At 63.6% G+C, this 23,179-nt stretch carries 19 protein-coding genes; 9 read left to right on the forward strand and 10 right to left on the reverse strand.

The annotated features are described in order from the left end of the window. Window positions 1-98: 98 nt before the first annotated feature. Window positions 99-425, reverse strand: coding sequence for a hypothetical protein (locus BZG29_RS08305; RefSeq protein WP_216350358.1), 327 nt, complete (start codon window positions 423-425; stop codon window positions 99-101). Window positions 426-532: 107 nt separating this feature from the next. Next, window positions 533-1,096 (reverse strand): pseudouridine synthase, encoded by a 564-nt coding sequence (locus tag BZG29_RS08310; protein ID WP_077401064.1) that lies wholly within the window; start codon window positions 1,094-1,096, stop codon window positions 533-535. 292 nt (window positions 1,097-1,388) lie between these two features. Here BZG29_RS08310 and icd point away from each other — a divergent pair, with 292 nt between their 5' ends. Next, complete coding sequence (icd, locus tag BZG29_RS08315; protein ID WP_077401067.1) at window positions 1,389-2,642, forward strand: NADP-dependent isocitrate dehydrogenase; 1,254 nt, start codon at window positions 1,389-1,391, stop codon at window positions 2,640-2,642. 87 nt (window positions 2,643-2,729) lie between these two features. On the opposite strand, the gene BZG29_RS08320 is transcribed toward icd, so the two are convergent. Beyond that, window positions 2,730-2,933 (reverse strand): cold-shock protein, encoded by a 204-nt coding sequence (locus tag BZG29_RS08320; RefSeq protein ID WP_010395943.1) that lies wholly within the window; start codon window positions 2,931-2,933, stop codon window positions 2,730-2,732. A gap of 321 nt (window positions 2,934-3,254) precedes the next feature. Between BZG29_RS08320 and clpS the strand changes: the two genes are divergently transcribed. From clpS to BZG29_RS08335, 3 genes are all read left to right on the forward strand, one after another. Continuing rightward, window positions 3,255-3,557: an ATP-dependent Clp protease adapter ClpS gene (gene clpS / locus BZG29_RS08325; RefSeq protein WP_070221390.1), complete on the forward strand. Its 303-nt coding sequence runs from the start codon at window positions 3,255-3,257 to the stop codon at window positions 3,555-3,557. Further along, entirely contained in the window at window positions 3,554-5,854 is a 2,301-nt protein-coding gene (clpA, locus tag BZG29_RS08330; RefSeq protein WP_035825884.1) for an ATP-dependent Clp protease ATP-binding subunit ClpA, read from the forward strand. The genes clpS and clpA overlap by 4 nt, the downstream gene beginning before the upstream one ends. Window positions 5,855-6,025: 171 nt before the next feature. Then, window positions 6,026-9,376, forward strand: a complete 3,351-nt coding sequence (locus BZG29_RS08335; protein WP_253192826.1) for a S41 family peptidase — start codon at window positions 6,026-6,028, stop codon at window positions 9,374-9,376. 5 nt (window positions 9,377-9,381) lie between these two features. Here BZG29_RS08335 and BZG29_RS08340 read toward each other — a convergent pair whose 3' ends face one another. From BZG29_RS08340 to prpR, 5 genes are all read right to left on the reverse strand, one after another. Continuing rightward, window positions 9,382-10,101, reverse strand: coding sequence for a LytTR family DNA-binding domain-containing protein (locus tag BZG29_RS08340; protein ID WP_077401073.1), 720 nt, complete (start codon window positions 10,099-10,101; stop codon window positions 9,382-9,384). After that, entirely contained in the window at window positions 10,098-11,153 is a 1,056-nt protein-coding gene (locus tag BZG29_RS08345) for a histidine kinase (RefSeq protein WP_077409020.1), read from the reverse strand. The genes BZG29_RS08340 and BZG29_RS08345 overlap by 4 nt, the downstream gene beginning before the upstream one ends. Before the next feature lie 15 nt (window positions 11,154-11,168). After that, complete coding sequence (locus BZG29_RS08350) at window positions 11,169-12,041, reverse strand: alpha/beta hydrolase (RefSeq protein ID WP_077401077.1); 873 nt, start codon at window positions 12,039-12,041, stop codon at window positions 11,169-11,171. 90 nt (window positions 12,042-12,131) lie between these two features. Beyond that, complete coding sequence (locus BZG29_RS08355) at window positions 12,132-13,070, reverse strand: phytanoyl-CoA dioxygenase family protein (protein ID WP_077401080.1); 939 nt, start codon at window positions 13,068-13,070, stop codon at window positions 12,132-12,134. A 25-nt stretch (window positions 13,071-13,095) separates the two neighbouring features. After that, window positions 13,096-14,721, reverse strand: a complete 1,626-nt coding sequence (prpR, locus tag BZG29_RS08360; RefSeq protein ID WP_077401083.1) for a propionate catabolism operon regulatory protein PrpR — start codon at window positions 14,719-14,721, stop codon at window positions 13,096-13,098. A gap of 203 nt (window positions 14,722-14,924) precedes the next feature. On the opposite strand from prpR, the gene BZG29_RS08365 reads away from it, so the two are divergent. Continuing rightward, a complete protein-coding gene (locus BZG29_RS08365; protein WP_366928710.1) occupies window positions 14,925-18,596 on the forward strand; it encodes an EAL domain-containing protein in 3,672 nt (1,223 codons plus the stop codon). On the opposite strand, the gene xth is transcribed toward BZG29_RS08365, so the two are convergent. Next, window positions 18,593-19,357 (reverse strand): exodeoxyribonuclease III, encoded by a 765-nt coding sequence (xth, locus tag BZG29_RS08370; protein WP_077401086.1) that lies wholly within the window; start codon window positions 19,355-19,357, stop codon window positions 18,593-18,595. The genes BZG29_RS08365 and xth overlap by 4 nt on opposite strands. A 569-nt stretch (window positions 19,358-19,926) precedes the next feature. On the opposite strand from xth, the gene BZG29_RS08375 reads away from it, so the two are divergent. Genes BZG29_RS08375 through BZG29_RS08390 form a run of 4 tightly spaced genes read left to right on the forward strand, consistent with a single transcriptional unit; the run spans window position 19,927 to window position 21,536 of the window. Next, window positions 19,927-20,298 (forward strand): hypothetical protein, encoded by a 372-nt coding sequence (locus tag BZG29_RS08375; protein ID WP_077401090.1) that lies wholly within the window; start codon window positions 19,927-19,929, stop codon window positions 20,296-20,298. 10 nt (window positions 20,299-20,308) lie between these two features. Further along, window positions 20,309-20,497, forward strand: a complete 189-nt coding sequence (locus BZG29_RS08380; protein ID WP_034782199.1) for a DUF1653 domain-containing protein — start codon at window positions 20,309-20,311, stop codon at window positions 20,495-20,497. Window positions 20,498-20,530: 33 nt separating this feature from the next. After that, window positions 20,531-21,001, forward strand: coding sequence for a CreA family protein (locus tag BZG29_RS08385; protein ID WP_077401094.1), 471 nt, complete (start codon window positions 20,531-20,533; stop codon window positions 20,999-21,001). A 10-nt stretch (window positions 21,002-21,011) separates the two neighbouring features. Continuing rightward, the gene (locus tag BZG29_RS08390; RefSeq protein WP_253192827.1) at window positions 21,012-21,536 is read left to right on the forward strand and encodes a hypothetical protein; all 525 of its coding nucleotides are present in this window, start codon (window positions 21,012-21,014) and stop codon (window positions 21,534-21,536) included. Between the two features lie 96 nt (window positions 21,537-21,632). On the opposite strand, the gene BZG29_RS08395 is transcribed toward BZG29_RS08390, so the two are convergent. Continuing rightward, a complete protein-coding gene (locus BZG29_RS08395) occupies window positions 21,633-23,126 on the reverse strand; it encodes a leucyl aminopeptidase (RefSeq protein WP_077401097.1) in 1,494 nt (497 codons plus the stop codon). Between the last annotated feature and the right edge of the window lie 53 nt (window positions 23,127-23,179).

Raw genomic sequence — 23,179 nt, forward strand, 5'->3', positions numbered from 1 at the left:
CTGGTCAAGCATGCTGCCTGTCCGCGCCGAAAGCGTGGGGTTACAGCAACATGGCTGCTGCCGTAACCCCGGGAATTACCCTTGCTACTTCTTACTTCTTACTTCACGGGCTTGCCTGCTTCAGCAGTTGGCTGCTTCGCCTTGCGGGCCTGGGGAACCAGGCGCGGGGCATCCGTTGCGGCCGAGGCCTTGGTCGATGCGCCCGAACGCGCCGCATCCGTCGCGGCCGAAGCGTTGACGGTGGCCGACGCCGGCGGCAACGGCTTGACGGCGTCGGTCGCGGCCGACGCATGGCTGGCGGCCGAAGCGGGTGGCGGCTTGACGGCATCGGTCGCGGCGGAAGCGTGCACCTTGGCGCCCGATTGCGCCAGTGCGGCGCCGGCAAGCAGGGAAGCGGCCAGGGCCAGGATTGCTTTTGTCATCATCTTTCCTTTTCTATCATGTTAAGGTGGGATGATTTTAATGCATTATCTAAAAATAAATAGTGCATCTTGGCAAAATTTGGCGCCGGGGGCGTTTTTTCTTGTCCGGTTCACGCTTTTCCTATGTTCTCGGCCGGCACTTCGCACCATTCGCCGGGCAGCAAGGGGTGGCTGGCCAGGGAGAACGGGCCGATGGCGCTGCGCACCAGGCGCAGGGTGGGCAGGCCGACGGCGGCCGTCATGCGCCGCACCTGGCGGTTTTTTCCCTCTTTCAGGGTGATCGCCAGCCACGAGGTCGGCTTGTCGGCGCGCGCGCGGATCGGCGGATTGCGCGGCCACAACCAGTCCGGCTCGGCGATGCGCACGGCCTTGCACGGTTTGGTGATGAAGTCGCCCAGGTCCAGCGGCGCCTGCAGGCGCGCCAGGCTGGCCGCATCGGGCACGCCGTCGACCTGCACCAGGTAGGTTTTCGCTTCCTTGCGGTCCGGGTGGCTGATCTCGTGCTGCAGGCGTCCGTCGTCCGTCAGCAGCAGCAAGCCTTCGCTGTCGGCGTCGAGCCGGCCGGCCGGGTAGATGCCGGGGATGCTGAGATGGTCGGCCAGGGTGGCGCGGCCCTCCTGCGGCGAAAACTGGCACAGGACCTGGAATGGTTTATTGAAGAGGATGAGTGGCATGCTGGTAAGAGAATTGATGTAAGCGATGGTGGCTGCTGGTCGGCGCCGCAAAAGCGTGGCGCCCTGTAAGATACTGGTGCATAATGTGAAATGTTAGTCTTATGTCTTATAGAAGACTTGAGGCGGTATGGCAATGCGGTTCTTTGGCGCCGCGGGTGGCCCGGGTGTTCTTTCCCTGCTAAAGTGCGTTGTTGCCGCCCTGTTCGGACTTGTTTTTGTAAACTCTGCAACCGCAGAGCGCGTCGCCGGCTTGTGTTGCCCGCCAGCGGTGTGTCCCACTTCGGAGATCACGATGTATCAACATATCACTGTACCTGCTGACGGCCAAAAAATCACCGTCAACGCCGATTTTTCGCTGAATGTACCAGATAACCCCATCGTTCCCTTCATTGAAGGCGATGGCACGGGCATCGATATCAGCCCGGTCATGATCAAGGTGATCGACGCGGCCGTGGCCAAGGCCTACTGCGGCGCGCGCAAGATCAGCTGGATGGAAATCTATGCGGGCGAAAAAGCGACGAATGTGTACGGCCCCGATGTGTGGCTGCCGGAAGAAACCTTGGCCGTGCTGAAAGATTACGTGGTCTCCATCAAGGGCCCGCTGACCACGCCCGTCGGCGGCGGCATCCGCTCGCTGAACGTGGCCTTGCGCCAGCAGCTCGACCTGTACGTCTGCCTGCGCCCCGTGCGCTACTTCACGGGCGTGCCATCGCCCGTGAAAGAGCCGGAAAAGACGGACATGGTGATTTTCCGCGAAAACTCGGAAGATATCTACGCCGGCATCGAATACCAGCAAGGCTCGCCCGAAGCCAAGAAATTGATGGATTTCCTCGTCAATGAAATGGGCGTGACCAAGATCCGCTTCCCGGCCACGTCGGGCCTGGGCATCAAGCCCGTTTCCATCGAAGGCACCGAGCGCCTGGTGCGCAAGGCCATCCAGTATGCGATCGACAATGACAAGCCATCCGTGACGATCGTGCACAAAGGCAACATCATGAAGTACACGGAAGGCGGCTTCCGCGACTGGGCGTATGCGCTGGCGCAAAAGGAATTCGGTGCCGAGCTGATCGATGGCGGCCCGTGGTGCAAGTTCAAGAACCCGAAGACGGGCCGCGACATCATCGTCAAGGATTCCATCGCTGACGCGTTCCTGCAACAGATCTTGCTGCGCCCGGCCGAATACAGCGTCATCGCCACCCTGAATTTGAATGGCGATTACATTTCCGACGCGCTGGCGGCGCAAGTGGGCGGCATCGGCATCGCGCCGGGCGCCAACCTGTCCGACTCCGTCGCCATGTTCGAGGCGACGCACGGCACGGCGCCGAAGTACGCGGGCAAGGATTACGTGAACCCCGGTTCGCTGATTTTGTCTGCGGAAATGATGCTGCGCCACATGGGCTGGCTGGAAGCGGCTGACCTGATTATTTCTTCAATGCAAAAGTCGATCGCCTCGAAGCGCGTCACCTACGATTTCGCCCGCCTGATGGAAGGCGCCACGCAAGTGTCGTGTTCCGGTTTCGGCGCCGTGATGATCGAGCACATGTAACTGGAGGGGCAGGGTGCTGCGCACCCTGCGGACGAAAAAAAACCCCGTCAGGAGACGGGGTTTTTCACATCTGAGGGCCGGCGATGCTTAGGCTGCTTGGATGTTGGAAGCTTGCTTGCCTTTAGGGCCTTGCGTGACTTCGAATTGAACTTTTTGACCTTCTTTGAGGGTCTTGAAACCGTTCATGTTGATTGCGGAGAAATGAGCAAACAAATCTTCGCCGCCATCATCTGGAGTGATGAAGCCAAAACCTTTGGAATCATTGAACCACTTAACTGTACCTGTTGCCATAAAAAGAACTTTCAAAATTAAAACAAATCACACGAGCCATAAAAGCAAGAAGCTTCTTGCCCCCTCCTCGACGTCTCACTTCTTATCAAGCTGTACATTACTGCAACAGTCGATACAGCATTGTTGGCGGAATAAATAATGAAGTCAAGCGCTTTTCCATCGATATTGCCAAATTCTTCACGGCAACCAAAAAAGCAACTCTTGATTTTGACAGCAAGGTCGCCATCTGCGCACTATTAAGAAAACGCGTAAGATTGAAAACAATTGGAAAGGCGTAGATATTGCGCATGACAACCACTGTGAAAGCATTAGAATAAGCGTATGGCAACCAAGCACGACTCAGAAACCCTGCTGGAGCGGCAAGTGCTGAAGCCGCCGCCGCTCTATCAGGTAGCCTTGCTCAATGACGACTACACCCCGATGGAATTTGTGGTGGCCATCATTCAGGAGTATTTCAACAAGGACCGTGAAACGGCGACGCAAATCATGCTCAGTGTTCATCGCTACGGCAAAGGAGTGTGCGGCGTGTTCTCTAAAGATATAGCGTGTACCAAAGTGGAGTTCGTTTTAACGCATGCGCGCAAGGCGGGGCACCCCCTGCAGTGCGTGATGGAGGAAGTATGATTGCGCAGGAATTAGAAGTAAGTTTGCACATGGCGTTTGTCGAAGCTCGGCAGGCACGGCACGAATTCATCACGGTTGAGCATTTACTGCTGGCACTGCTGGACAATCCCTCCGCTGCCGAGGTGTTGCGTGCCTGCGCGGTCAATATAGAAGACCTGCGCAAGACCCTCACCAATTTCATCGGCGATAACACGCCGACCGTGCCTGGCACGGGCGAAGTCGACACCCAGCCGACGCTTGGTTTCCAGCGCGTGATCCAGCGTGCCATCATGCACGTCCAGTCCGCCTCGAATGGCAAGAAGGAAGTCACGGGCGCCAATGTGCTGGTGGCCATCTTCGGCGAAAAGGATTCGCATGCGGTTTATTACCTGCACCAGCAGGGCGTGACGCGCCTGGACGTGGTCAATTTCATTTCGCACGGCGTGCGCAAGGACCAGTCGACGGAAAGCGCGAAAGCTTCCGAAGGCGTGGAAGAGGCGCCCGTCGATGGCCAGCCGAAGGAAAGCCCGCTCGACCAGTTCACGCAAAACCTGAACAAGGCCGCTGCCGAAGGCAAGATCGACCCGCTGATCGGCCGCGAGGAAGAAGTCGACCGCGTGATCCAGATCCTGTGCCGCCGCCGCAAGAACAATCCGCTGCTGGTCGGCGAGGCGGGCGTGGGCAAGACGGCCATCGCCGAAGGCCTGGCCTACCGCATCACGCAAAGCGATGTGCCGGAAATCCTGCAGAATGCCGTCGTGTATTCGCTGGACATGGGCGCCTTGCTGGCCGGTACCAAATACCGCGGCGACTTCGAACAGCGCCTGAAAGCCGTGCTGAAACAGTTGAAGGACAATCCGAACGGCATCCTGTTCATCGACGAGATCCACACCATCATCGGTGCCGGCTCGGCCTCGGGCGGCACGCTGGACGCGTCGAACCTGCTGAAACCGGCACTGGCCAACGGTCAATTGAAGTGCATCGGCGCGACCACGTACACGGAATTCCGCGGCGTGTTTGAGAAAGATCATGCCTTGAGCCGCCGCTTCCAGAAAGTCGACGTCAACGAGCCGACCGTCGAGCAAACCGTGCAAATCCTGCGCGGCCTCAAATCGCGCTTCGAAGAGCACCATGGCGTGAAATACTCGGCCTCGGCCCTGTCGACGGCAGCCGAACTGGCGGCGCGCTTCATCAACGACCGCCACTTGCCCGACAAGGCGATCGACGTCATCGATGAAGCGGGCGCGGCGCAGCGCATCCTGCCGAAGTCGAAGCAAAAGAAAACCATCGGCAAGGCCGAGATCGAGGACATCATCGCCAAGATCGCGCGCATTCCGCCGCAAACGGTCAACCAGGACGACCGCAGCAAGCTGCAGACGATCGACCGCGACTTGCGCAATGTTGTGTTTGGGCAAGATCCCGCCATCGACGCGCTCGCTTCGGCCATCAAGATGGCGCGTGCCGGCCTGGGCAAGACGGACAAGCCGATCGGCTCCTTCCTGTTCTCCGGTCCGACCGGCGTCGGCAAGACCGAGGTGGCGAAGCAATTGGCCTTCATTCTCGGTATCGAGCTGATCCGTTTCGACATGTCGGAATACATGGAACGCCACGCCGTCAGCCGTCTGATCGGCGCGCCGCCGGGCTACGTCGGTTTCGACCAGGGCGGCTTGCTGACGGAAGCGATCACCAAGAAGCCGCATGCGGTCTTGCTGCTCGATGAAATTGAAAAAGCCCATCCGGACATTTTCAATATCCTGCTGCAAGTGATGGATCACGGGACCTTGACGGACAACAATGGCCGCAAAGCCGATTTCCGCAACGTGATCATCATCATGACGACCAATGCGGGTGCGGAAAGCTTGCAAAAGACGTCGATCGGCTTCACCAATTCGAAGCAGGCCGGCGACGAGATGGCCGACATCAAGCGCATGTTTACGCCGGAGTTCCGCAACCGCATCGACGCGACCATCAGCTTCCGTTCGCTGGATCAGGAAATCATCCTGCGCGTGGTCGACAAGTTCCTGATGCAGCTGGAAGAGCAGTTGCACGAGAAAAAGGTCGAAGCCGTGTTTACCGAGAAGCTGCGCGCTTTCCTCGGCAAGAAAGGCTTCGATCCGCTGATGGGTGCGCGGCCGATGGCGCGCCTGATCCAGGACATGATCCGCAAGGCCCTGGCCGACGAACTGCTGTTCGGCCGCTTGGTGACGGGCGGACGGGTCACGGTCGACCTCGACGACAAGGACCAGGTCTTGCTGGAATTCCCGGAACCGCCAGACGCGGCACCGACGGCTGCACCGGAAACGGTGGAAGTGGAATAAACTTCCTGCCGTCAACAAAAAACCCGCCCACGCAAGTGGCGCGGGTTTTTTACGTTTTTATGGGCAATAAAGAAGGTTTTAAGAAGGTTTTCTTTGGCCGTAGTTATGCCAGAATTGCTGTCCGGTATCGACATGATGTCCATGCCACCTGACCGCTATCTGGATGCCCACATGAAAATTTCCCGTATTCTTGCCTTCCTCCTGTTGTCCGCCGGCTTGCTGGGCAACGCCGCCGCTGCCGCGCCTGCCGGCAGTTATTTTCGCTTTCCTGCCGTGCGCGGCGATACCGTCGTCTTCACGGCCGAAGGCGATTTGTGGAAAAGCAATCTGCGCGGTGGCGCGGCGCAGCGCCTGACCACGCATCCCGGCTATGAAACGAATGCGGCGATTTCGCGCGATGGCCAGTGGATTGCCTTTTCGGCCGCCTATGAAGGGGCGCAGGAAGCGTATGTGATGCCGCTGGCCGGCGGCTTGCCGCGCCGTATTTCGTACGACAATGGCGGCGTGCTGGTGCTGGGCTGGACGGCGCAGGGCGAAGTGCTGGTCAGCACGCAGAATACGGACGGTCCCGCGTCGCGTCGCGTCGTCGCCGCCATCGATCCCGTGAAACAGACGCGGCGCGAGTTTCCCGTGGCCGACGCCAACGACGCCGTGCTCGACGACGCCGGCAAGACGCTGTTCTTCACGCGTTTCGGCCTGGCCATGACCAACGACAATGTGCGCAACTACCGGGGCGGCGCGCATGCCACCCTGTGGCGCTACGACCTCGATGGCAAGGGCGAGGCCGTGCGCATGCACGCGGAACCCGCTGTGTTGGCTGGCAACAACAAGCGCCCCATGTGGTGGCAGGGCCGTGTCTACTACATCAGCGACGCGGGCGGCAGCGATAATCTGTGGAGCATGTTGCCCGACGGCTCCGATCGCCGCGCCTTGACGAACCACACGCAGTGGGACGTGCGCAATGCTTCCCTGGGCGATGGCAAGGTCGTCTACCAGCTGGGCGCCGATTTGCACGTGCTCGACCTGAACGTCGCGGCAACGGGCGCTTCGCAGCCGCTGGCCATCAGCCTCGTGTCCGATTTCGACCAGCAGCGCGCGCGCCAGATCCGCTCGCCGCTCGATACCTTGAGCAATGTCCAGGTGTCGGGCAAGGATGAGCGCATCATCCTTACTGCACGGGGCCGTGTCAGCATCGCCGGCACGGGCAGCTTGCGCCGCGTCGACATCGCCATTCCGGAAGGGGCGCGGGCGCGCGACGCCGTCTTTTCCAGCGACGAGAAATCCGTGTTCGCCATCGTCGACACGAGCGGAGAGAACGAAATCTGGAAGTACGCCGCCGATGGCTCGGGCAAGGGCGAGCAGTTGACGACGCAGGGCGATAATCACCGCTGGAAACTGTATCCGTCGCCGGACGGGCGCTGGCTGGCGCACACGGATAAAAAAGGCCGTTTCTGGCTGCTGGACCTGGCGACCAGGGGCAACCAGCTGATCGACGACGCGGGCAAGGCGGGCGTGGACAAGCACGACGAAGTGCAATGGTCGCCCGACAGCCGCAACCTGGCCATCGTGCGCGTGGCCAGCAACGAGCAGCGCGAGCAGATCGGCTTGTACAACCTCGCGTCGAAGCAGTTGCAGTTCGTCACCAGCGACCGCTATACCTCCGGTTCGCCCGTGTTTTCGCCGGACGGCAAGTGGTTGTATTTCCTGTCGGCGCGCAATTTCCAGCTGGCCAACGGTTCGCCATGGGGCGACCGCAACATGGGGCCCGTGTTCGACAAGCGCACCGGCGTGTATGCGCTGGCGCTGCAGCCGGGCAACCGTTTCCCGTTTCAGCCCGACGATGAGCTGAGCCGTCCGGGAGTGAAACCGCCCGAGACGGACGATGAAAAGGCCGCCGAATCGGCGGCGGAAAAGGCGCTGGAAAAGGCGGGCGGCAAGGGCGCCGTGAAAAAGGCACCGGCCGCGTTGCCGGCCATCGTCAGCCAGGGCCTGGCCGAACGCCTGTATGAAGTGCCGCTGGCGGCGGGCAACTACAGCGCGCTGGCCGCCGACGACAAGCGCCTGTATTTCCTCGAGCGGGACAGCGGCGAAAACAAGTCCAGCTTGAAGACCTTGGCAGTTGGCAACACCGGCTCCAAGCCGGAATTGCTGGTGGCCAATGTGCGCGAATTTGACCTGGCGCAGGACAAGAAGCATTTGTACTACCGCACGGCGGCAGCCACGGGACCGGGCGAGATGCTGGTGATCGAGGCGGGCGCCAAGCTGCCGTCCGACCTGTCGAAGGCCAAGGTCAAGGTCGACGACTGGACTTTCGTGTCGAATCCGCGCCTGGAATGGAAGCAGATGTTCAACGACGCCTGGCGCCTGCACCGCGATTTTCTCTACGACGCGAAGATGCGCGGCGTGGACTGGAAGGCGGCGCGCGACAAATATGCGCCGCTGGTCGAGCGGGTCACGGACCGTGCCGAACTCAATGATTTACTCGGCATGATGGTGGCCGAAGTGGGCGCCCTGCATTCGCAGATCCGCCCCGGCGAATTGCGCCGCACGGAGCAGGAAGGCGCGCCGGCGGGCCTCGGTGCCGTGCTGGCGCGCACCAGCGAGGGCTACCGGGTCGAACATGTCTACCGCAGCGAAGCGGAGCTGCCCTCGGCGCGCGCACCGCTGGCGCGCCCCGACGTGGAGGTGAAGGCGGGCGACGTGATCACGGCCGTCAACGGCAAGGACGTCTTGGGCGCGCGCGACATCAGCGACCTGCTGCTGAACCAGGCCGACAAGCAGGTGCTGTTGCAGGTCAAGCGGGGCAAGGCTGCGCCGCGCGCCGTCATCGTCACGCCCGTCAACATGGCGAAACAGACGGCGCTGCGCTATGGCGACTGGGAATTGAGCCGCGCCGAGCAGGTGGCGGCCGCCTCGCAGGGACGCATCGGCTACCTGCATTTGCGCGCCATGGGCCCGAACGACATCGCCTCGTTCGCGCGCGATTTTTACGCCAACATCAACCGCGAAGGCTTGATCATCGACGTGCGGCGCAACAACGGCGGCAATATCGACAGCTGGATCATCGAAAAACTGCTGCGCAAGGCCTGGGCCTACTGGGCGCCGCCGGGCGTGCAGCCGTCGTCGAACATGCAGAACACCTTCCGCGGCCATCTGGTGGTGCTGGTCGATGAACTCACGTATTCCGATGGCGAGACCTTCGCCGCCGGCATCAAGGCATTGAAACTGGCGCCACTGGTGGGCAAGCGCACGGCAGGCGCCGGCGTCTGGCTCAGCGACAATACGCGTCTGGCCGACAACGGCATGGCGCGCGTGGCGGAAAACGGCCAGTTCGGCGTCGACGGCCAGTGGCTGATCGAAGGCGTGGGCGTGGTGCCGGACGTGGAGGTGGAAAATCCGCCGCACGCCACTTTCAATGGCGCCGACCGCCAGCTGGAAGTGGCGCTCGACATGCTGGCGAAAAAGCTCAAGGAACAGCCGCGCCCCGCCTTCCAGGCGCAGCCGATCCCCGCGCTGAAGTAGTCCCGTTACAGGCCGCAGGCGGCCTTGAACTGCTGCGCGCGGCGGCGCGACACCTCGACCACGCTGCCGTCCAGCAGGTGCAGGTCGAGGCCATCGGCCGCATTCGGCGCCACTTGCGCCACCTGCTCCAGGTTGACGATCTGGCGCCGGTTGGCGCGCAGGAACAGGGCCGGATCGAGCTTTTCTTCCAGCTGGTTCAGGGTGCGCAGCATCAGCGGGCGCTGCACGCCGAAATGCACGCGCGTGTAGTTGCCTTCCGATTCCAGCAGGCGGATATCGTCAAACGCGACAAACCAGCAGCGTTCCCCATCCTTGATGAAGACCTTGCGCGGCGCGGGCGGCGGCACGGCTTGCGCCCGCGCGCCGGCGCGTGCCAGCGCCGTGGCCAGGCGTGCCGCCTGCACGGGTTTTTGCAGGTAGTCGAGGGCGCTGACCTCGAACGCCTGCAGCGCGTACTGGTCGAAGGCCGTGCAAAAGATGACGTCGGGCGCATCATCCAGGGCGGCCAGCAGGTCGAAGCCGGAACCGCCCGGCATCTGCACGTCGAGCAGCAATAGGTCGGGGCGCAGCTTGGCGATCTGCGCGACGGCGTCGGCCGCGCTGGCCGCTTCGCCCACGATCTCCACGGCACCGCGCTGCACATGCGGCGCCAGCAGCCGTCGCAGCTCGGCGCGCGCCAGGCGCTCGTCATCGACCAGCAGTACCTTGAGCGGCTGGCCGTTCATGCCTGCTCCGGCAGGTGGATGGTGGCATGTACCCAGCCCGACTGTTCGCGCAATTCCAGGCTGGCGCGCTCGCCGCAAGCCAGTTGCAGCCGTTGGCGCGCATTGCGCAGGCCGACGCAGGTGGAGTTGCCCGGTGCGCGCAAGGCGCCCGTGTTGGCCACGTCGATCTGCAGCATGGCCACGCCGTCGGCAGGGCTGGCGCGCCGCGCCGCGATGCGGATGTCGGCGCCCTCGGCGCTCGCTTCGACGCCGTATTTGACGGCGTTTTCCGCCAGCGTTTGCAGGGCCATGGGCGGCACGCGCACGTGTTCCAGGCCGGGGGCGCTGATCTCGATCGCAAAGCTGACGCGCAGGCGCTCCTCGAAGCGTATCTGTTCGATGGCCAGGTAGGCGCGCACGGCGTCCAGTTCGGCCGACAGGGGCACGGTGGCGTGCTGGCCCGATTGCAGCGCATGGCGCATCAGGCCTGCCAGCTGGTCGATCATGTGCGCGGCCGCTTCGCGGTCTTCGAAGATCAGCGCGCGCACGCTATTGAGGCTGTTGAAGAAAAAATGCGGGTTGACTTGCGCCTGCAGGGCGCGCAGTTCCGCTTCCCGTCCGTGCAGCTGCAGGCGCAGGGTTTCCGCTTCCAGGTGGGCGGCGCGGCGCAGCGACAGCGTGGTGAAGTAAAACACCGTCCAGGTCAGGAATACCCCGAACCAGAACAGCAGCGCGCCGGGCAGCCATGCCAGGCCGCGCAGGACATCGGGCGGATACATGACGTGGAAGGCGGCCGTCACGCTGGCCGTCTGGATGGCGGCCAGCAGGGCCAGCGAGGGCAGGATGCGTTTCCAGCGCAAGCCGTTTGCCGCCCAGCCGCGCCGATGCAGGACGCCATGCCACAGGTGCGACAGCAGCAGCCCGCCCAGCGAACCCCAGCAGGCAATCGTCACGACGATGCGCAGCTGCGAGGAACCGCCATACACGCTGTTGAACAGGGCGAGCGCGCCCCAGCCGGCCAGCTGGAATGTCCAGTACCAGTTGATCCTGGCCAGCAGCGGCGGACGTTGCATGGGCGCGCTCACTGCCTAGTCCAGGAACTGTTCGATGCGCGCATGCATCCAGTCCGGCTGGTCGTACATGATGAAGTGGCGCGCCGTGTCGGCCAGCGCGATCTGCACGCCTGGCAGCTGTGCGTACTGTTGCTGGAAGGTGGCTTCGATGGCGGCGCGCGGCGCATAATCCTTGTAGGCGATCCAGGTGCCCAGCACCAGGGTCGGCGATTTGATTTTTGCCGCGTCCTGGCGCAGGTCGCTGGCCATCAGGCTGCCCATGGCCTTGATCACCGTTTCGCGGTCCGAGCGCTGGCCCCAGCCGATGATGCGTTCCACGTCGGCCGGCGCGCTGGCCATGCTGCTGACCGCGCGGCGCTGGCTGGCGGCGTAGGTGGCGTCATCCTGCGCGCGCATGGCCGCTTGCATCTGCGTGGACATGGCTTGCAGTTGCGGCGGCGTGATGGTGGGCAGTTGCGTCGCGCCCAGCGCCGGCAGCGAGTCGACGATCACCAGCCTGCCCGTTTGCGCCGGATGGTCGATGGCCATTTTCAGGGCCAGGAAGCCGCCCAGGCTATGCCCGATGATGGCCGGCTGGCCCAGTTTTTGGGTGCCGATGTAGTCGGCCAGCTGTTGCTCCGCCTGCGCCAGCAGGTCGCCTGCGACGGGCGCCACGCCGGCAAAGCCGGCCAGCGTCAGCACGTGGCATTGGCGCGCGGCTTGCGCGCCGCACAGGCGCGCCACCGTGGCTTGCCAGACTTCGCCCGAGGATGCGAGGCCGGGAATCAGGATCAGGGGACGGCCTTGTCCGGTGACCTCGACCGTGAAGGCCTGGGGCGCGGCGGCCTGGCTGGCGCCCGCCAGCAGCGCCGTACTGAGCAAGATCAATGTTTGCAGTGTTCGTTTCATGGGGTACTCCTCCTTGACGACCATGCTAGCGGCGCCGGGAGCGCGCGGCCAGCGCCGCGGGATGAACGGCGGCAGGGCGGGATGAGCGGCTCAAATCCACCCATCGTGGTCCTGGCATTGGTCCGGCAGGTAGGTCAGGTATTGCACCATGCGCGGTGCCGGGCCGCGGTTGGGCGTGGCGCAATGGGGCAGGGCCTGGTGCCAGATGATGAAATCGCCGGCCATGCCTTCGACGGGCGCGGGCCGCAAGGCCTCGACGGCCCATTCGCGTGGCTGGCGGCCCGGCGGCACTTGCCGCAGCCAGTCGGCCATGTGCCGCTGGAAGCCGGGCACGCAGTGAAAGGCGCCATGCTGCGCCGGACAGTCGCTCAGGTACAGCATGCCTTGCAGCTTGAAGGGAATCGGCTGCTGCAGGCTGACGTCCCAGTGCAGGGCGCTGCCGAGGAAGCGGTGCTGCGGCGTTTCCGGCGGATTGAAGCTCACCTTGTCGATGCTGGCGTAGATGCCGGTGCCGGCGCCGATGCCGGTGTCATATAGCTGCTGGCAGGCGTGGCGGATGTGCGCGACGTGGCGGTTTTCCTCGAGGGCCGGGTGGTCGGAAAACTGCAGCATCAGGCCCCGCTTGCCCGGGTGCGGCTGGTACCACGACGTTGGCTCGTCGGGCGAGGCGCCCAGGTAGTCCCAGATGGCCGTTCGGGCGGCGGCGCACTGCGCGCGCGGCACGGCGCCGCGCAGCACCAGATAGCCGTGTTCTTCGAAATGGCGCAGCTCGGCGGCGGACAGCACGTCCTCGTGCGCGCTGGCGGCATGCGCCGGGCGTGGGCGCGTGCGCGCGGCGATCCAGTCCGTGTAGGCTTGCAGGGTCGGCCGTTGCTGATACAGGAAGTGCAGCGCGTCTTCCATCGAAATGCCGCGCGCGTACAGCGCCTGGAGGTCCAGGTGGTCGCGCGCCAGCCCCTGCTTGCCCGTCGCGCCAGCGTGTCCCGTGCAGCGTTGCCATAAGTCGTGCAAGTGAGGCCAGTCGTCCATGGTGTTTTTCGTCCGGGTGAAAAAATCAGCCGGCGCGCAGGCGGCGCCACAAGGTGGTGCGGCTGATGCCGAGGTACTGGGCGGCGGCGTCGCGGCGCCCGCCGAAGCGCGCCAGCACGGCGCTGGCGCTTTCGTCTTCCAGGCGCGGCGCGATGGCGGTGGCCGGCGCCGGCGGCAGCGCGGCCGTGCCGCCAGCGTTGGCCAGTTCCGGCGCCACGCCCAGCACGAAGGCGGGCGTCAGCGCCTGCAGCGGTTCGGCGGCCAGGAACAGCGCCAGGCGTTCGGCCAGGTTGCGCAGTTCGCGCACGTTGCCGGGCCAGTCGTAGCGGCGCAGCAGCGGTGCGCAAGCCTGGATTTCTGCGTGCAGGTTGGGGTGCGGACGGGCACCCAGCGCGGCCAGCGCGTTTTTCAGCGACCATTCGGTCAGGCCGGGAATGTCGCTGGCGCGTTCGCGCAAGGCGGGCAAATGCAGGCGCAGCACGGCCAGGCGGTAGAACAGGTCGGCGCGGAAGCGTCCCTCGCGGATGCGCTGCTCCAGGTCGCAGTGCGTGGCGCTGATGATGCGCACATTGATGGCGATCGGCCGCGTGCCGCCCACGCGCACCACTTCGCGCTCTTCCAGCACGCGCAGCAAGCGCGTTTGCAGGGCCAGCGGCATCTCGCCGATTTCGTCGAGGAACAGGGTGCCGTGGTTGGCCGCTTCGAACAGGCCCGCATGGCCGCCCCGGCGCGCACCCGTGAAGGCGCCATCCTCGTGGCCGAACAGTTCCGATTCCAGCAGGGATTCGGCGATGGCGCCGCAATTGATGGCGATGAAGGGGCGGTTCGCGCCCAGGCTGCGCGGGCTTTCACGGTGGATCGCCTGCGCCACCAGTTCCTTGCCGCTGCCCGTCTCGCCCTGGATCAGCACCGTCGCCGGTGAGCGGGCATACAGCACCACCGACTGGCGCAGCGCTTCCATCGCTTCCGATTCGCCGCGCAAATCGTGCAGGCCGTGGCGCGCGCGCAGGGTGTCGGCCACCACCGCGCGCCGCCCGCGGTTCGATTCGATCTGGGTCAGGCGCGCCAGTTCCAGCGCGTCGTCGAAGGCGCGCCGGATGGCCGTGGCCGAATACACGAAGACGGCGGCCAGTCCCGCTTCCTCGGCCAGGTCGGTGACGAGCCCCGCGCCGACGACGGCTTTGACGCCGGCCGCCTTCAGTTCATTGATCTGCGCGCGCGCGTCTTCCTCGGTGGCGTAGGTGCGCTGCGCGATCTGGAAGCCGAAGGTGGCGGCAAATTCGGCCAGTTCCGGCATCGGGTCCTGGTAGGTGACGACGCCGATGTGCGGCGAGATGCGCCGCGCGCGCGCCAGCGCCTGCATCACGTCGTAGCCGCTGGCCTTGGCGATGATGACGGGTACCGACAGCCGGCCTTTCAGGTAGGCGCCGTTCGAACCGGCCGCGATGACGGCGTCGCAGCGCTCCGTGGCCATGCGTTCGCGGATGTGGCGCACGGCGTCGTCGAAGCCCAGGTTGATCGGTTCGATCGTCGCCAGGTCGTCGTATTCGAGCGTGATGTCGCGGAACAGGTCGAACAGCCGCGAGACGGAGACGGTCCAGATGACGGGTTTGTCGCGGTGGTCGAGCGGAGGTTGGGGAGGGCGGCGCATGCTTTATTCTAAACGATTTGTTTCATTTTCCAGCCATGCAACGGCGTTGCAACGGGCGTGTTGCAGCTGGTCTGTGGTGTTTCAGATATTGCCAATAAGGAAGTTGAAAAAACCGTGGGAAACTGGTTTATGATCTAGCAGCACCATGATGCTTGTAGGAATCCTTTTCCCAGGCGCATGTTTATCTTGTCCTTAACCATCCCATGGTGTCCATGAAGCGCGTGCCGACCAGTCCCGATTTCATCGCCGATGCCTTGCAACTGATCGCCTTGCCGGCCTGCGCCTGCGATGCTTGCGGCATGGTGGTGGCGGCGAATGGCGCCTTGCAGGCCCTGCTGGGCCGGGATATAGCGGGCCGGCTGCTGGCCGACTGCTTTACGGACGCCTACCGCGCGTCGAGCACCAGCATGCTGCGCGGCGCGCTCGGCGCGGCCGGGCGCGAGCGGCACTGGGACAGCAGCCTGGAAGGGGCGGCGGGCGCCATCGCTGTGCAGGTCTGGTCCAGGCCCCTGCTGGTGGACGATGGCTTGCCCGGCGCGACCCTCGTGTTTGCCGACATCCGCGTGCAGCAGCGCGACCAGCAAGCCTTGCGCAAGACCCTGCTCGAGCAGCAGGCCATCCTGGAAAGCGCGGCCGTCGGCATCGTCTTTTCCAAGGGCGGCTTCATCGAGGAGTGCAATATCCGCGCCGCCGAGATGCTCGGTTATGCGCGCCACCAGTTGACGGGCATGCCCGGCGCGGTGCTGTACCGCTCCGCCGAGCATTGCCGTGCCCTTGGGCTGGAAGCGGCGCCGCTGCTGTCGAAGGGCAAGCCGTACCGCACCGAACTGGAATTGCGGCGCCAGGACGGCACCCTGTTCTGGAGCCGCCTGCACGGGCGCGCCGTCGATCCCCTCAATACGCATGACGGCACGGTATGGATTATCGAAGATATCAGCGACCACCGGCGTGATGAAGATCAATTGCGCCGTGCCATGCTGGAAATGCAGGCCGTGATGGATAACGCGCCCCTGGCCATCGGTTTTCAGCGCGACAAGGGCGTGCTGCGCTACAACCGGCGCTTCGCCGAATGCTTCGGCTTCGATGGTGACAGCGGCGTGGGCATGGCCGTCGCCGACCTGTATCCGTCGCGCGCGGCGTATGAAAATGTCGTCAGGCAGGCGTCGCCCCTGCTGCGGCGCGGCCAGCCGTTCCAGGGCGAGATGGAGATGCGCCGCCGCGACGGTTCCACTTTCTGGGCGCTGGCGTACGGCTATGTGCTGAACCCGGAGAGCCAGACGGACCGCGGCTTGCGCGATACGATCTGGCTGTTCGACGACCGCAGCGCGCAGAAGGCGGCCGAGGAGGCGACGCGCCAGCTGATGCTGGAGCAGCAGGCTATCCTCGACAATGCCTCCGTCGGCATCCTGTTTTCCCGTTCGCGCCTGGTCCTGCGCTGCAATCCCCGCTTCGCCGAAATGTTCGGCTACGCGCAGGAGGAGATGACGGGCTTGCCCGCCGCCGAGCTGTTTCCCTCTCCCGCCGCCTACGAGGCGTTTGGCGTGCAAGCCACGCCGCTGCTGGGACAGGGCTTGCCGTACGAGCAGGATGAATCGCTGTTCCGCCGCCGCGACGGCAGCCTGTTCTGGTGCCGCATCCGCGCCAAGGCCGTCGACCAGGCGCACAGCGAGCAGGGCGCCATCTGGATACTGGAAGACGTCACGGCCAGCCGCCAGACGCAGATGGAAGTGGCGGCCATCATGACGAATGCCTCGGTGAGCATCCTGTACACCAAGAACCGCCAGATCACGCGCTACAACCTGGGCTTTGCCGCGATGTTCGGCTACAGCGGCGACGAGGCGCTGGGCTTGCCCGGGCGCGCGCTGTACGTGTCGCAGCAATCGTACGAATTGCTGGGCGCAGCGGCCTTTCCCTTCCTGTCGGTGGCCAAGCCCTTCCAGACGGAAGTGGAAATGATGCGCCGCGACGGCAGCACCTTGTGGGCGCAGCTGATCGCCTATGTCGTCAATCCCGACGATCCCGCCGCCGGCACCATCTGGATCATCGAGGACCGCACGGAAGCCAAGCGCGCCGAAGAATCCCTGCGCAACGCGCTGCTGGAAAACCAGGCCATCCTCGACAGCGCCGTGCTGGGCATCTCGGTGGTGGAGGGCGGCCACAATTTGCGCGCCAACAGCAAGATGGAAGAGCTGTTCGGTTATGGACCGGGCGAGATCAACGGCCTGTCGGTGCAGGCCCTGTATCCGGACGTGGCCGCGTGGAAGGCGGCGCGCGGCGAGACGGCGCGCGATTTCGATGCGGGCAGGGTGCACATGTCCGAATACCAGCTGGTGCGCAAGGATGGCAGCCGTTTCTGGGCGCGCCTGTCCGGCCGGCCGTTCGACCTGGCGCATGCGCATGGCCGTTCCGTGTGGCTGGTTGACGACGTGACGGCGCGCCGCGAGGCGGCCGAGGCGGTGCGCCGCGCGCGCGACGAGCTGGAATTGCGCGTGCAGGAGCGCACGGCCGAACTGGCCGGCGCCAACCTGCTGCTGCAGGGCGAAATCGTCGAGCGGCGCCAGGCCGAGGCGCGGGTGCACCACATGGCGTACCACGACAACCTGACGGGCTTGCCGAACCGCGCGCTGCTGTCGGACCGGCTGGAGCGGGCCATGCTGGCCGCGCAGCGCTCCGGGCGCAAGCTGGCCGTGATGTTCATCGACCTGGACCGATTTAAAACCATCAACGATTCGCTGGGCCACATGACGGGCGACCTGCTGCTCAAGGAAGTGGCCGCGCGGCTGTGCGGCGCCGTGCGCGCCAGCGACACGGTGGCGCGCCTGGGCGGCGATGAATTCGTCGTGCTGGTGCCGGGCATCCGCGGCAGCGACGAAGCGGCGCACGTGGCCGAGAAGGTCATCGAGGCGCTGACGCCCGCCTTTCCGCTCGACGGCCACGTGCTGCACGTGACGCCGTCGATCGGCATCTGCCTGTATCCGGACGATGGCGGCGATGTCGACGCGCTGATGCGCCATGCGGATGCGGCCATGTACCACGCCAAGGGTAATGGCCGCAACAACTACCAGTTCTTCACGCAGACGATGAACCAGGCGGCGGCCCTGCACTTCGATCTGGAAAGCAGCCTGCGCACGGCGCTGGCGCTGCAGCAGTTCGAGCTGTTTTACCAGCCGGTCATCGATATCGCCACGCGCCGGCTGCACGGCATGGAAGTGCTGCTGCGCTGGCGCCGTCCCGGCCACGGCCTGGTGCTGCCCGACCGCTTCATTCCCATCATGGAGGAAAACGGCTTGATCGTGCCGGTGGGCGAGTGGGTGATGCGCCAGGCGTGCGAGCAAAGCATGGCCTGGCAGCGCCAGGGCTTGCAGCCCGTGCCCTTGGCGGTGAATCTGTCGCCGCGCCAGTTCATGCACAAGGGTCTGGTGGCGGCTATCGGTACCGTGGTGCGGGAAACGGGCATCGATCCGGCGCTGCTGGAATTCGAGATCACCGAGACGGCGCTGATGCAGCACGGCGAGCATACGCTGGAGATTTTGCGGCAGATCAATGGCATGGGCTTGCGCCTGTCAATCGACGATTTCGGCACCGGCTACTCCAGCCTGGCCTACCTGAAGCGCTTCCCCGTGAAGAAGGTCAAGATCGACCGCGCCTTCATCAAGGACCTCGAACACAGCGGGGAAGACCGCGCCATCGTGGCGGCCATCATCGCGCTGGCCGACAGCCTGCAATTGTCGGCCGTGGCCGAGGGCGTGGAGACGGAAGAGCAGTTCGCCCTGCTGCAGGCGAACGGCTGCCGCTATGCGCAGGGCTATCTGTTTTCCGCGCCGGTGCCTGCCGTGAACGCGCAGGCCTTGCTGGAGCGGATAGCCGTTAGTTAGTCGATGGTGGCGATGACGGGCGCATGGTCGGACGGCTGCTCCCACTTGCGGGGCACGCGGTCGATCACGCAAGCCGTGCAGCGGGCGGTGAGGGCGGGCGAGAGCAGGATATGGTCGATGCGCAGGCCCTTGTTCAGGCGGAAGCCCAGCTGGCGGTAATCCCACCAGCTGAACGATTTGTCCGCCTGCTCGAACAGGCGGAAGGCATCCGTCAGGCCGATGTCGAACAGGCGCTGCAGGGCGGCGCGTTCCTTGTCCGAGACCAGCACCTGGCCGGCCCAGGCGACGGGGTCGTGCACGTCGCGGTCGTCGGGCGCGATATTGTAGTCGCCCACGACGGCCAGCTGCGGGTGCTGCTGCGCTTCCTCCGCCAGCCAGTCGTGCAGGGCGGCCAGCCAGCCCAGCTTGTATTCGTACTTGTCCGAATCGACGCTCTGGCCGTTCGGCACGTAGGCGCAGACGACGCGCACGCCACCGATGGTGGCGGCCAGGATGCGCTGCTGCGCATCTTCATAGCGCGGGTTGTTCTTCACCACGTCGGTGATCGGCAGCTTCGACAGGATGGCCACGCCGTTGTAGGTTTTCTGGCCGCTGAAGACCACCTGGTAGCCGGCCGCCTCGATTTCGGCGACGGGGAACTTGTCGTCCGTGAGCTTGGTTTCTTGCAGGCAGAGTATGTCGACCGGGTTGTCCGCCAGCCATTGCAGCACTTGCGGCAGGCGCACTTTGAGCGAGTTGACGTTCCAGGTGGCGAGTTTCATGGGAAAAATCCTTGCTTGAATAGGTATCGATAGGCGCGAATCTTACCGCATGCGTGTCGCCGGTGTCCTGCGCTGCCTGGCCGGTGCGGGCTTTATTTGCCGGCAGGGAAAAAGAGTGCAAATAAAATATTTATACTTAACCAATCGTGGCGCATGAATATTATGTTTTTGTGTATCATTGATCAACCCCTATGTTTGATTTGGCATAAGTGGCTGGCGCGGCAGGATGCGTCTGGCCGTTTAACGCGACAAAGGTGTAAAGTTTCTCGCTAAAACGCGATAAAAACTACTAAAATGGCACCGTGTAACAACTGTGTCATACGGCTTTGTTACAGCCAAGTGAAGAACCGAACAGGAAGCAGTTGTAATTAGTTGTAATTGCTATTCCGATTACATGACCACTGTGCCAGGGACGGAGTGTCAATTCCGTCCCTGGCGCCGCCAGACTTGTTATATAAATTGCAGTACTATATCTATGAGACTGTTTTGCGACATCAATAGATGGTACTATTTTGAAATGTTGCAGTTTTAATAGTGAGACTTGCGCGTAGCATTTGCAAAGGAAGAAAATGCGAACTGCATTTGAAGCGTGGGCGCAGCGTGACGGCCACATTGTGCGGCGAAGAGAAGACAAACCGGATGAGTACCTGATTTTCGAGACCCAGCGCCGCTGGGTTATCTGGCAGGCTGCTCTGACGCATGGCAAGACGGCTGCCAAGCCGCGCGTGAGCGCGGCCGAAAAGGCGGCGAAAGCCCAGCGCGCGCTGGAAATGTCCTCCGATGAAGCGACCGTGCGCAACAAGGTGCTCAATGAGGTGCTCGACGCCTTCAGCGGCGCCGATGGCGCGGCCGGCATGGAAAGCATACTGAAAGTGATCCAGGGCCTGAAGCAGAAGCAGAAGGCACTGGCCGACGACAAGAGCGAAGATTCCACGGCTTGAGGGGACGGCGATGCGTTATCGGCACTACAAGGGCGGCATTTATGAACTGGTGTGCGAAGCCACGCTGGAAGCGGATCTGACGCCGATGATCGTGTATCGCGCCGCCGACGGTTCCATCTGGACCAGGCCGAAAGACGTGTTCTTTCAACTGATCGAAGTCGAAGGCGTCATGGTCCAGCGTTTCGCTCCCATCAACTGATGGCCGCCTGCGTGCGTGCCCGGGATACTCTTCATGCGTAAATTGCTGCCTGCCGCTCTGGTGCTGGGCCTTGCCTGCGCCGCGGCGCAGGCCGAAACCATCGGTTCGGTCGACACGGTGTTCAAACTGATCGGCCCTGACCACAAGATCGTCGTCGAAGCGTATGACGATCCGCGCGTCGCCGGCGTCAGCTGCTATCTGTCGCGCGCGAAGACGGGCGGCATCAAGGGCGCCGTCGGCCTGGCCGAAGACAAGGCCGATGCGGCCGTGGCGTGCCGCCAGGTGGGGCCGCTGCAATTCAAGGGCAAGCTGCCGCGCCAGGAAGAAGTGTTTACCGAGCGCGCCTCGATCTTCTTCAAGCATGTGCGCGTCGTGCGCATGGTCGACAGCAAGCGCAATGCGCTGGTCTACCTCGTGTATTCCGACCGCCTGATCGAAGGCAGTCCGAAAAACAGCGTTACCGCCGTCGCCGTACCCGGCGACCAGCCGATTCCCGTCCGTTAAGCGAGTTCCCATGCGCGTGCCGCTGTCTGCCCCCTTTGCCGCCACGATGCTGCTGCTGTTGGGCCTGGGCGGCTGCGCCACCCTGACGGGCAACACCGAGCAAATGGTGCTGGTGCAAACCATCCAGGACAACCGCGAGCTGACGGGCGCCGGCTGCATCCTCAGCAACGACGTGGGCAAGTGGTTCGTTACCACGCCCGGGCGCATCACCATCCGCAAGAGCCAGGAACCGTTGAAGGTCGATTGCCGCAAGCACGGTTCGCCCGCCATCGCGACGGATGACCACATCGATCCCAAGCTCAATGGCAGCGTCTGGGGCAATGTCATCCTGACCCTGGGCGTCGGCTATTTCGTCGACCGCAACACGGGCGCCGGCTTCGACTACCCGTCCATTTTGACCATCGTCATGCAGGACCCCGCGCGCCTGGCGCCGCCTGCGCCAATGCCCGCGCCGCCGCCAGCGGCCGCCGTGCCGGAAGCGGTGGTGCAGCCCAAAGTGGCGCCATCGCCTTTGCCCAATCCCGTCGTCTACTGATTCAAATGTTCATAAAAAAACCGCCATGGTCGCAAGACCTGGCGGTTTTTTGTGCCTGACGGTGCCGGCAGCGAAGCGCTGCCGGCAGGCGTCAACTTACACGCGGTTGATGAGGAACGTCGTCAAGAGTGGCACTGGACGGCCGGTCGCGCCCTTCGAGCCGCCCGACTTCCACGCCGTGCCGGCGATGTCCAGATGCGCCCAGGTGTACTTCTTGGTGAAGTTTTCCAGGAAGGCCGCTGCCGTCACCGAACCGCCGCCTGGCGTGCCGATGTTGGCCAGGTCGGCGAAGTTCGACTTCAGCTGCTCGTTGTACGCCTCTTCGATCGGCATGCGCCATGCCGTGTCGCTCGACTGCTTGCCCGCTGCCAGCAATTCATTGGCCAATTGGTCATGCGCCGCATCGCTGCGCGTAAACAGGCCGCTGTTGTGGTGCCCCAGAGCGACGACGCAAGCGCCCGTCAGGGTGGCGATATCGACCACGGCTGCCGGCTTGAAGCGTTCGGCGTAGGTCAGCGCGTCGCACAGCACCAGACGGCCTTCGGCGTCCGTGTTCAGCACTTCGATGGTCAGGCCGTTCATGGAGGTGACGATGTCGCCCGGCTTGGTGGCGCGGCCCGACGGCATGTTTTCGCACGCGGCGATGACGCCGATGACGTTCAGCTTCAGGTTCATTTCGCCGATGGCGCGGAAGGTGCCCAGGACCGAGGCGGCGCCGCACATGTCGTACTTCATTTCATCCATGCCGGGACCGGCCTTGATCGAAATGCCGCCCGTGTCGAAGGTGATGCCTTTGCCGACCAGGACCACTGGCGCATCCTTGGCCTTGCCGCCCATGTGTTTCAGGACGATGAACTTCGGCGGCTGCTCGCTGCCGTTGGTGACGGACAGGAAGCTGCCCATTTTCAGCGCTTCGAGCTGTTTGCGGTCCAGGATTTCGACTTCGAACTTGTAATCCTTGGCCAGCTGCTTGGCCGTGTTGGCCAGGTAGGTCGGATTGGCGACGTTCGCCGGCAGGTCGCCCAGGTTGCGCGTCAGGTCGGAGCCGTTGGCGATGGCGATGGCTTGCGCCAGCGCGCCGCGCGTGGCTGCCGTTGCAGGCGCCGCCAGGACGATCTTGCGCACGCCTGCCGGTGCCGGATCTTTTTTGCTTTTTTGCGAGTCGCAGCGGTATTCGCTGTCGTGGGCGGCTTGCACCACGCAACGGATTGCCCAATTTACGTCGCGCTCTTTCACTTCAGTCAGCGGTAGTGCGATAATGGCGTCCGCAGCGCCCAGCGAGCCGAAGGCCTTCAGTGCGGCTTGTACGCCGGTCGAGAAGCTTTTTTCGCTGACAGAGTCATCGCTGCCCATGCCTACCAGCAGAACACGTTCGGCGGCGACGCCATCGACTGCGCGCAGCAGCAAAGTGCTGCCAGGCTTGCCGCTGATGTCGCCGGACTTCAGCGCAGCCGAAATCGCACCCTTGCTGTCCAGCGATTTTGCCGCTGGCGACAGTTTTTTGTTTTCGAATACCGCAACCGCGATGCATCCGCTTTTGGCCGTGCCGAGGGTGCTCTTGGTATCGAATGCTTTTATGCTAAAGTCCATTTGGTTCTCCGTTTTCATTTACTAGTAACGTGTTACTCAACTAACTGACCCGA

Origin of the sequence: Janthinobacterium sp. LM6 (assembly GCF_002002885.1) — a bacterium.
Taxonomy (GTDB): domain Bacteria; phylum Pseudomonadota; class Gammaproteobacteria; order Burkholderiales; family Burkholderiaceae_D; genus Janthinobacterium; species Janthinobacterium kumbetense.

Excerpts from the sequence above, each read along its gene's own strand:
- BZG29_RS08380 (WP_034782199.1), top strand. The coding sequence starts at position 20,309 with ATGCGTTATCGGCACTACAAGGGCGGCATTTATGAACTGGTGTGCGAA.
- BZG29_RS08340 (WP_077401073.1), bottom strand. The coding sequence starts at position 10,101 with ATGAACGGCCAGCCGCTCAAGGTACTGCTGGTCGATGACGAGCGCCTG.
- BZG29_RS08335 (WP_253192826.1), top strand. The coding sequence starts at position 6,026 with ATGAAAATTTCCCGTATTCTTGCCTTCCTCCTGTTGTCCGCCGGCTTG.
- BZG29_RS08345 (WP_077409020.1), bottom strand. The coding sequence starts at position 11,153 with ATGCAACGTCCGCCGCTGCTGGCCAGGATCAACTGGTACTGGACATTC.
- BZG29_RS08355 (WP_077401080.1), bottom strand. The coding sequence starts at position 13,070 with ATGGACGACTGGCCTCACTTGCACGACTTATGGCAACGCTGCACGGGA.
- BZG29_RS08375 (WP_077401090.1), top strand. The coding sequence starts at position 19,927 with ATGCGAACTGCATTTGAAGCGTGGGCGCAGCGTGACGGCCACATTGTG.
- clpA (WP_035825884.1), top strand. The coding sequence starts at position 3,554 with ATGATTGCGCAGGAATTAGAAGTAAGTTTGCACATGGCGTTTGTCGAA.
- BZG29_RS08310 (WP_077401064.1), bottom strand. The coding sequence starts at position 1,096 with ATGCCACTCATCCTCTTCAATAAACCATTCCAGGTCCTGTGCCAGTTT.
- BZG29_RS08390 (WP_253192827.1), top strand. The coding sequence starts at position 21,012 with ATGCGCGTGCCGCTGTCTGCCCCCTTTGCCGCCACGATGCTGCTGCTG.
- xth (WP_077401086.1), bottom strand. The coding sequence starts at position 19,357 with ATGAAACTCGCCACCTGGAACGTCAACTCGCTCAAAGTGCGCCTGCCG.
- BZG29_RS08365 (WP_366928710.1), top strand. The coding sequence starts at position 14,925 with ATGGTGTCCATGAAGCGCGTGCCGACCAGTCCCGATTTCATCGCCGAT.
- clpS (WP_070221390.1), top strand. The coding sequence starts at position 3,255 with ATGGCAACCAAGCACGACTCAGAAACCCTGCTGGAGCGGCAAGTGCTG.
- BZG29_RS08395 (WP_077401097.1), bottom strand. The coding sequence starts at position 23,126 with ATGGACTTTAGCATAAAAGCATTCGATACCAAGAGCACCCTCGGCACG.
- prpR (WP_077401083.1), bottom strand. The coding sequence starts at position 14,721 with ATGCGCCGCCCTCCCCAACCTCCGCTCGACCACCGCGACAAACCCGTC.
- BZG29_RS08320 (WP_010395943.1), bottom strand. The coding sequence starts at position 2,933 with ATGGCAACAGGTACAGTTAAGTGGTTCAATGATTCCAAAGGTTTTGGC.
- BZG29_RS08305 (WP_216350358.1), bottom strand. The coding sequence starts at position 425 with ATGATGACAAAAGCAATCCTGGCCCTGGCCGCTTCCCTGCTTGCCGGC.
- BZG29_RS08350 (WP_077401077.1), bottom strand. The coding sequence starts at position 12,041 with ATGAAACGAACACTGCAAACATTGATCTTGCTCAGTACGGCGCTGCTG.
- BZG29_RS08385 (WP_077401094.1), top strand. The coding sequence starts at position 20,531 with ATGCGTAAATTGCTGCCTGCCGCTCTGGTGCTGGGCCTTGCCTGCGCC.
- icd (WP_077401067.1), top strand. The coding sequence starts at position 1,389 with ATGTATCAACATATCACTGTACCTGCTGACGGCCAAAAAATCACCGTC.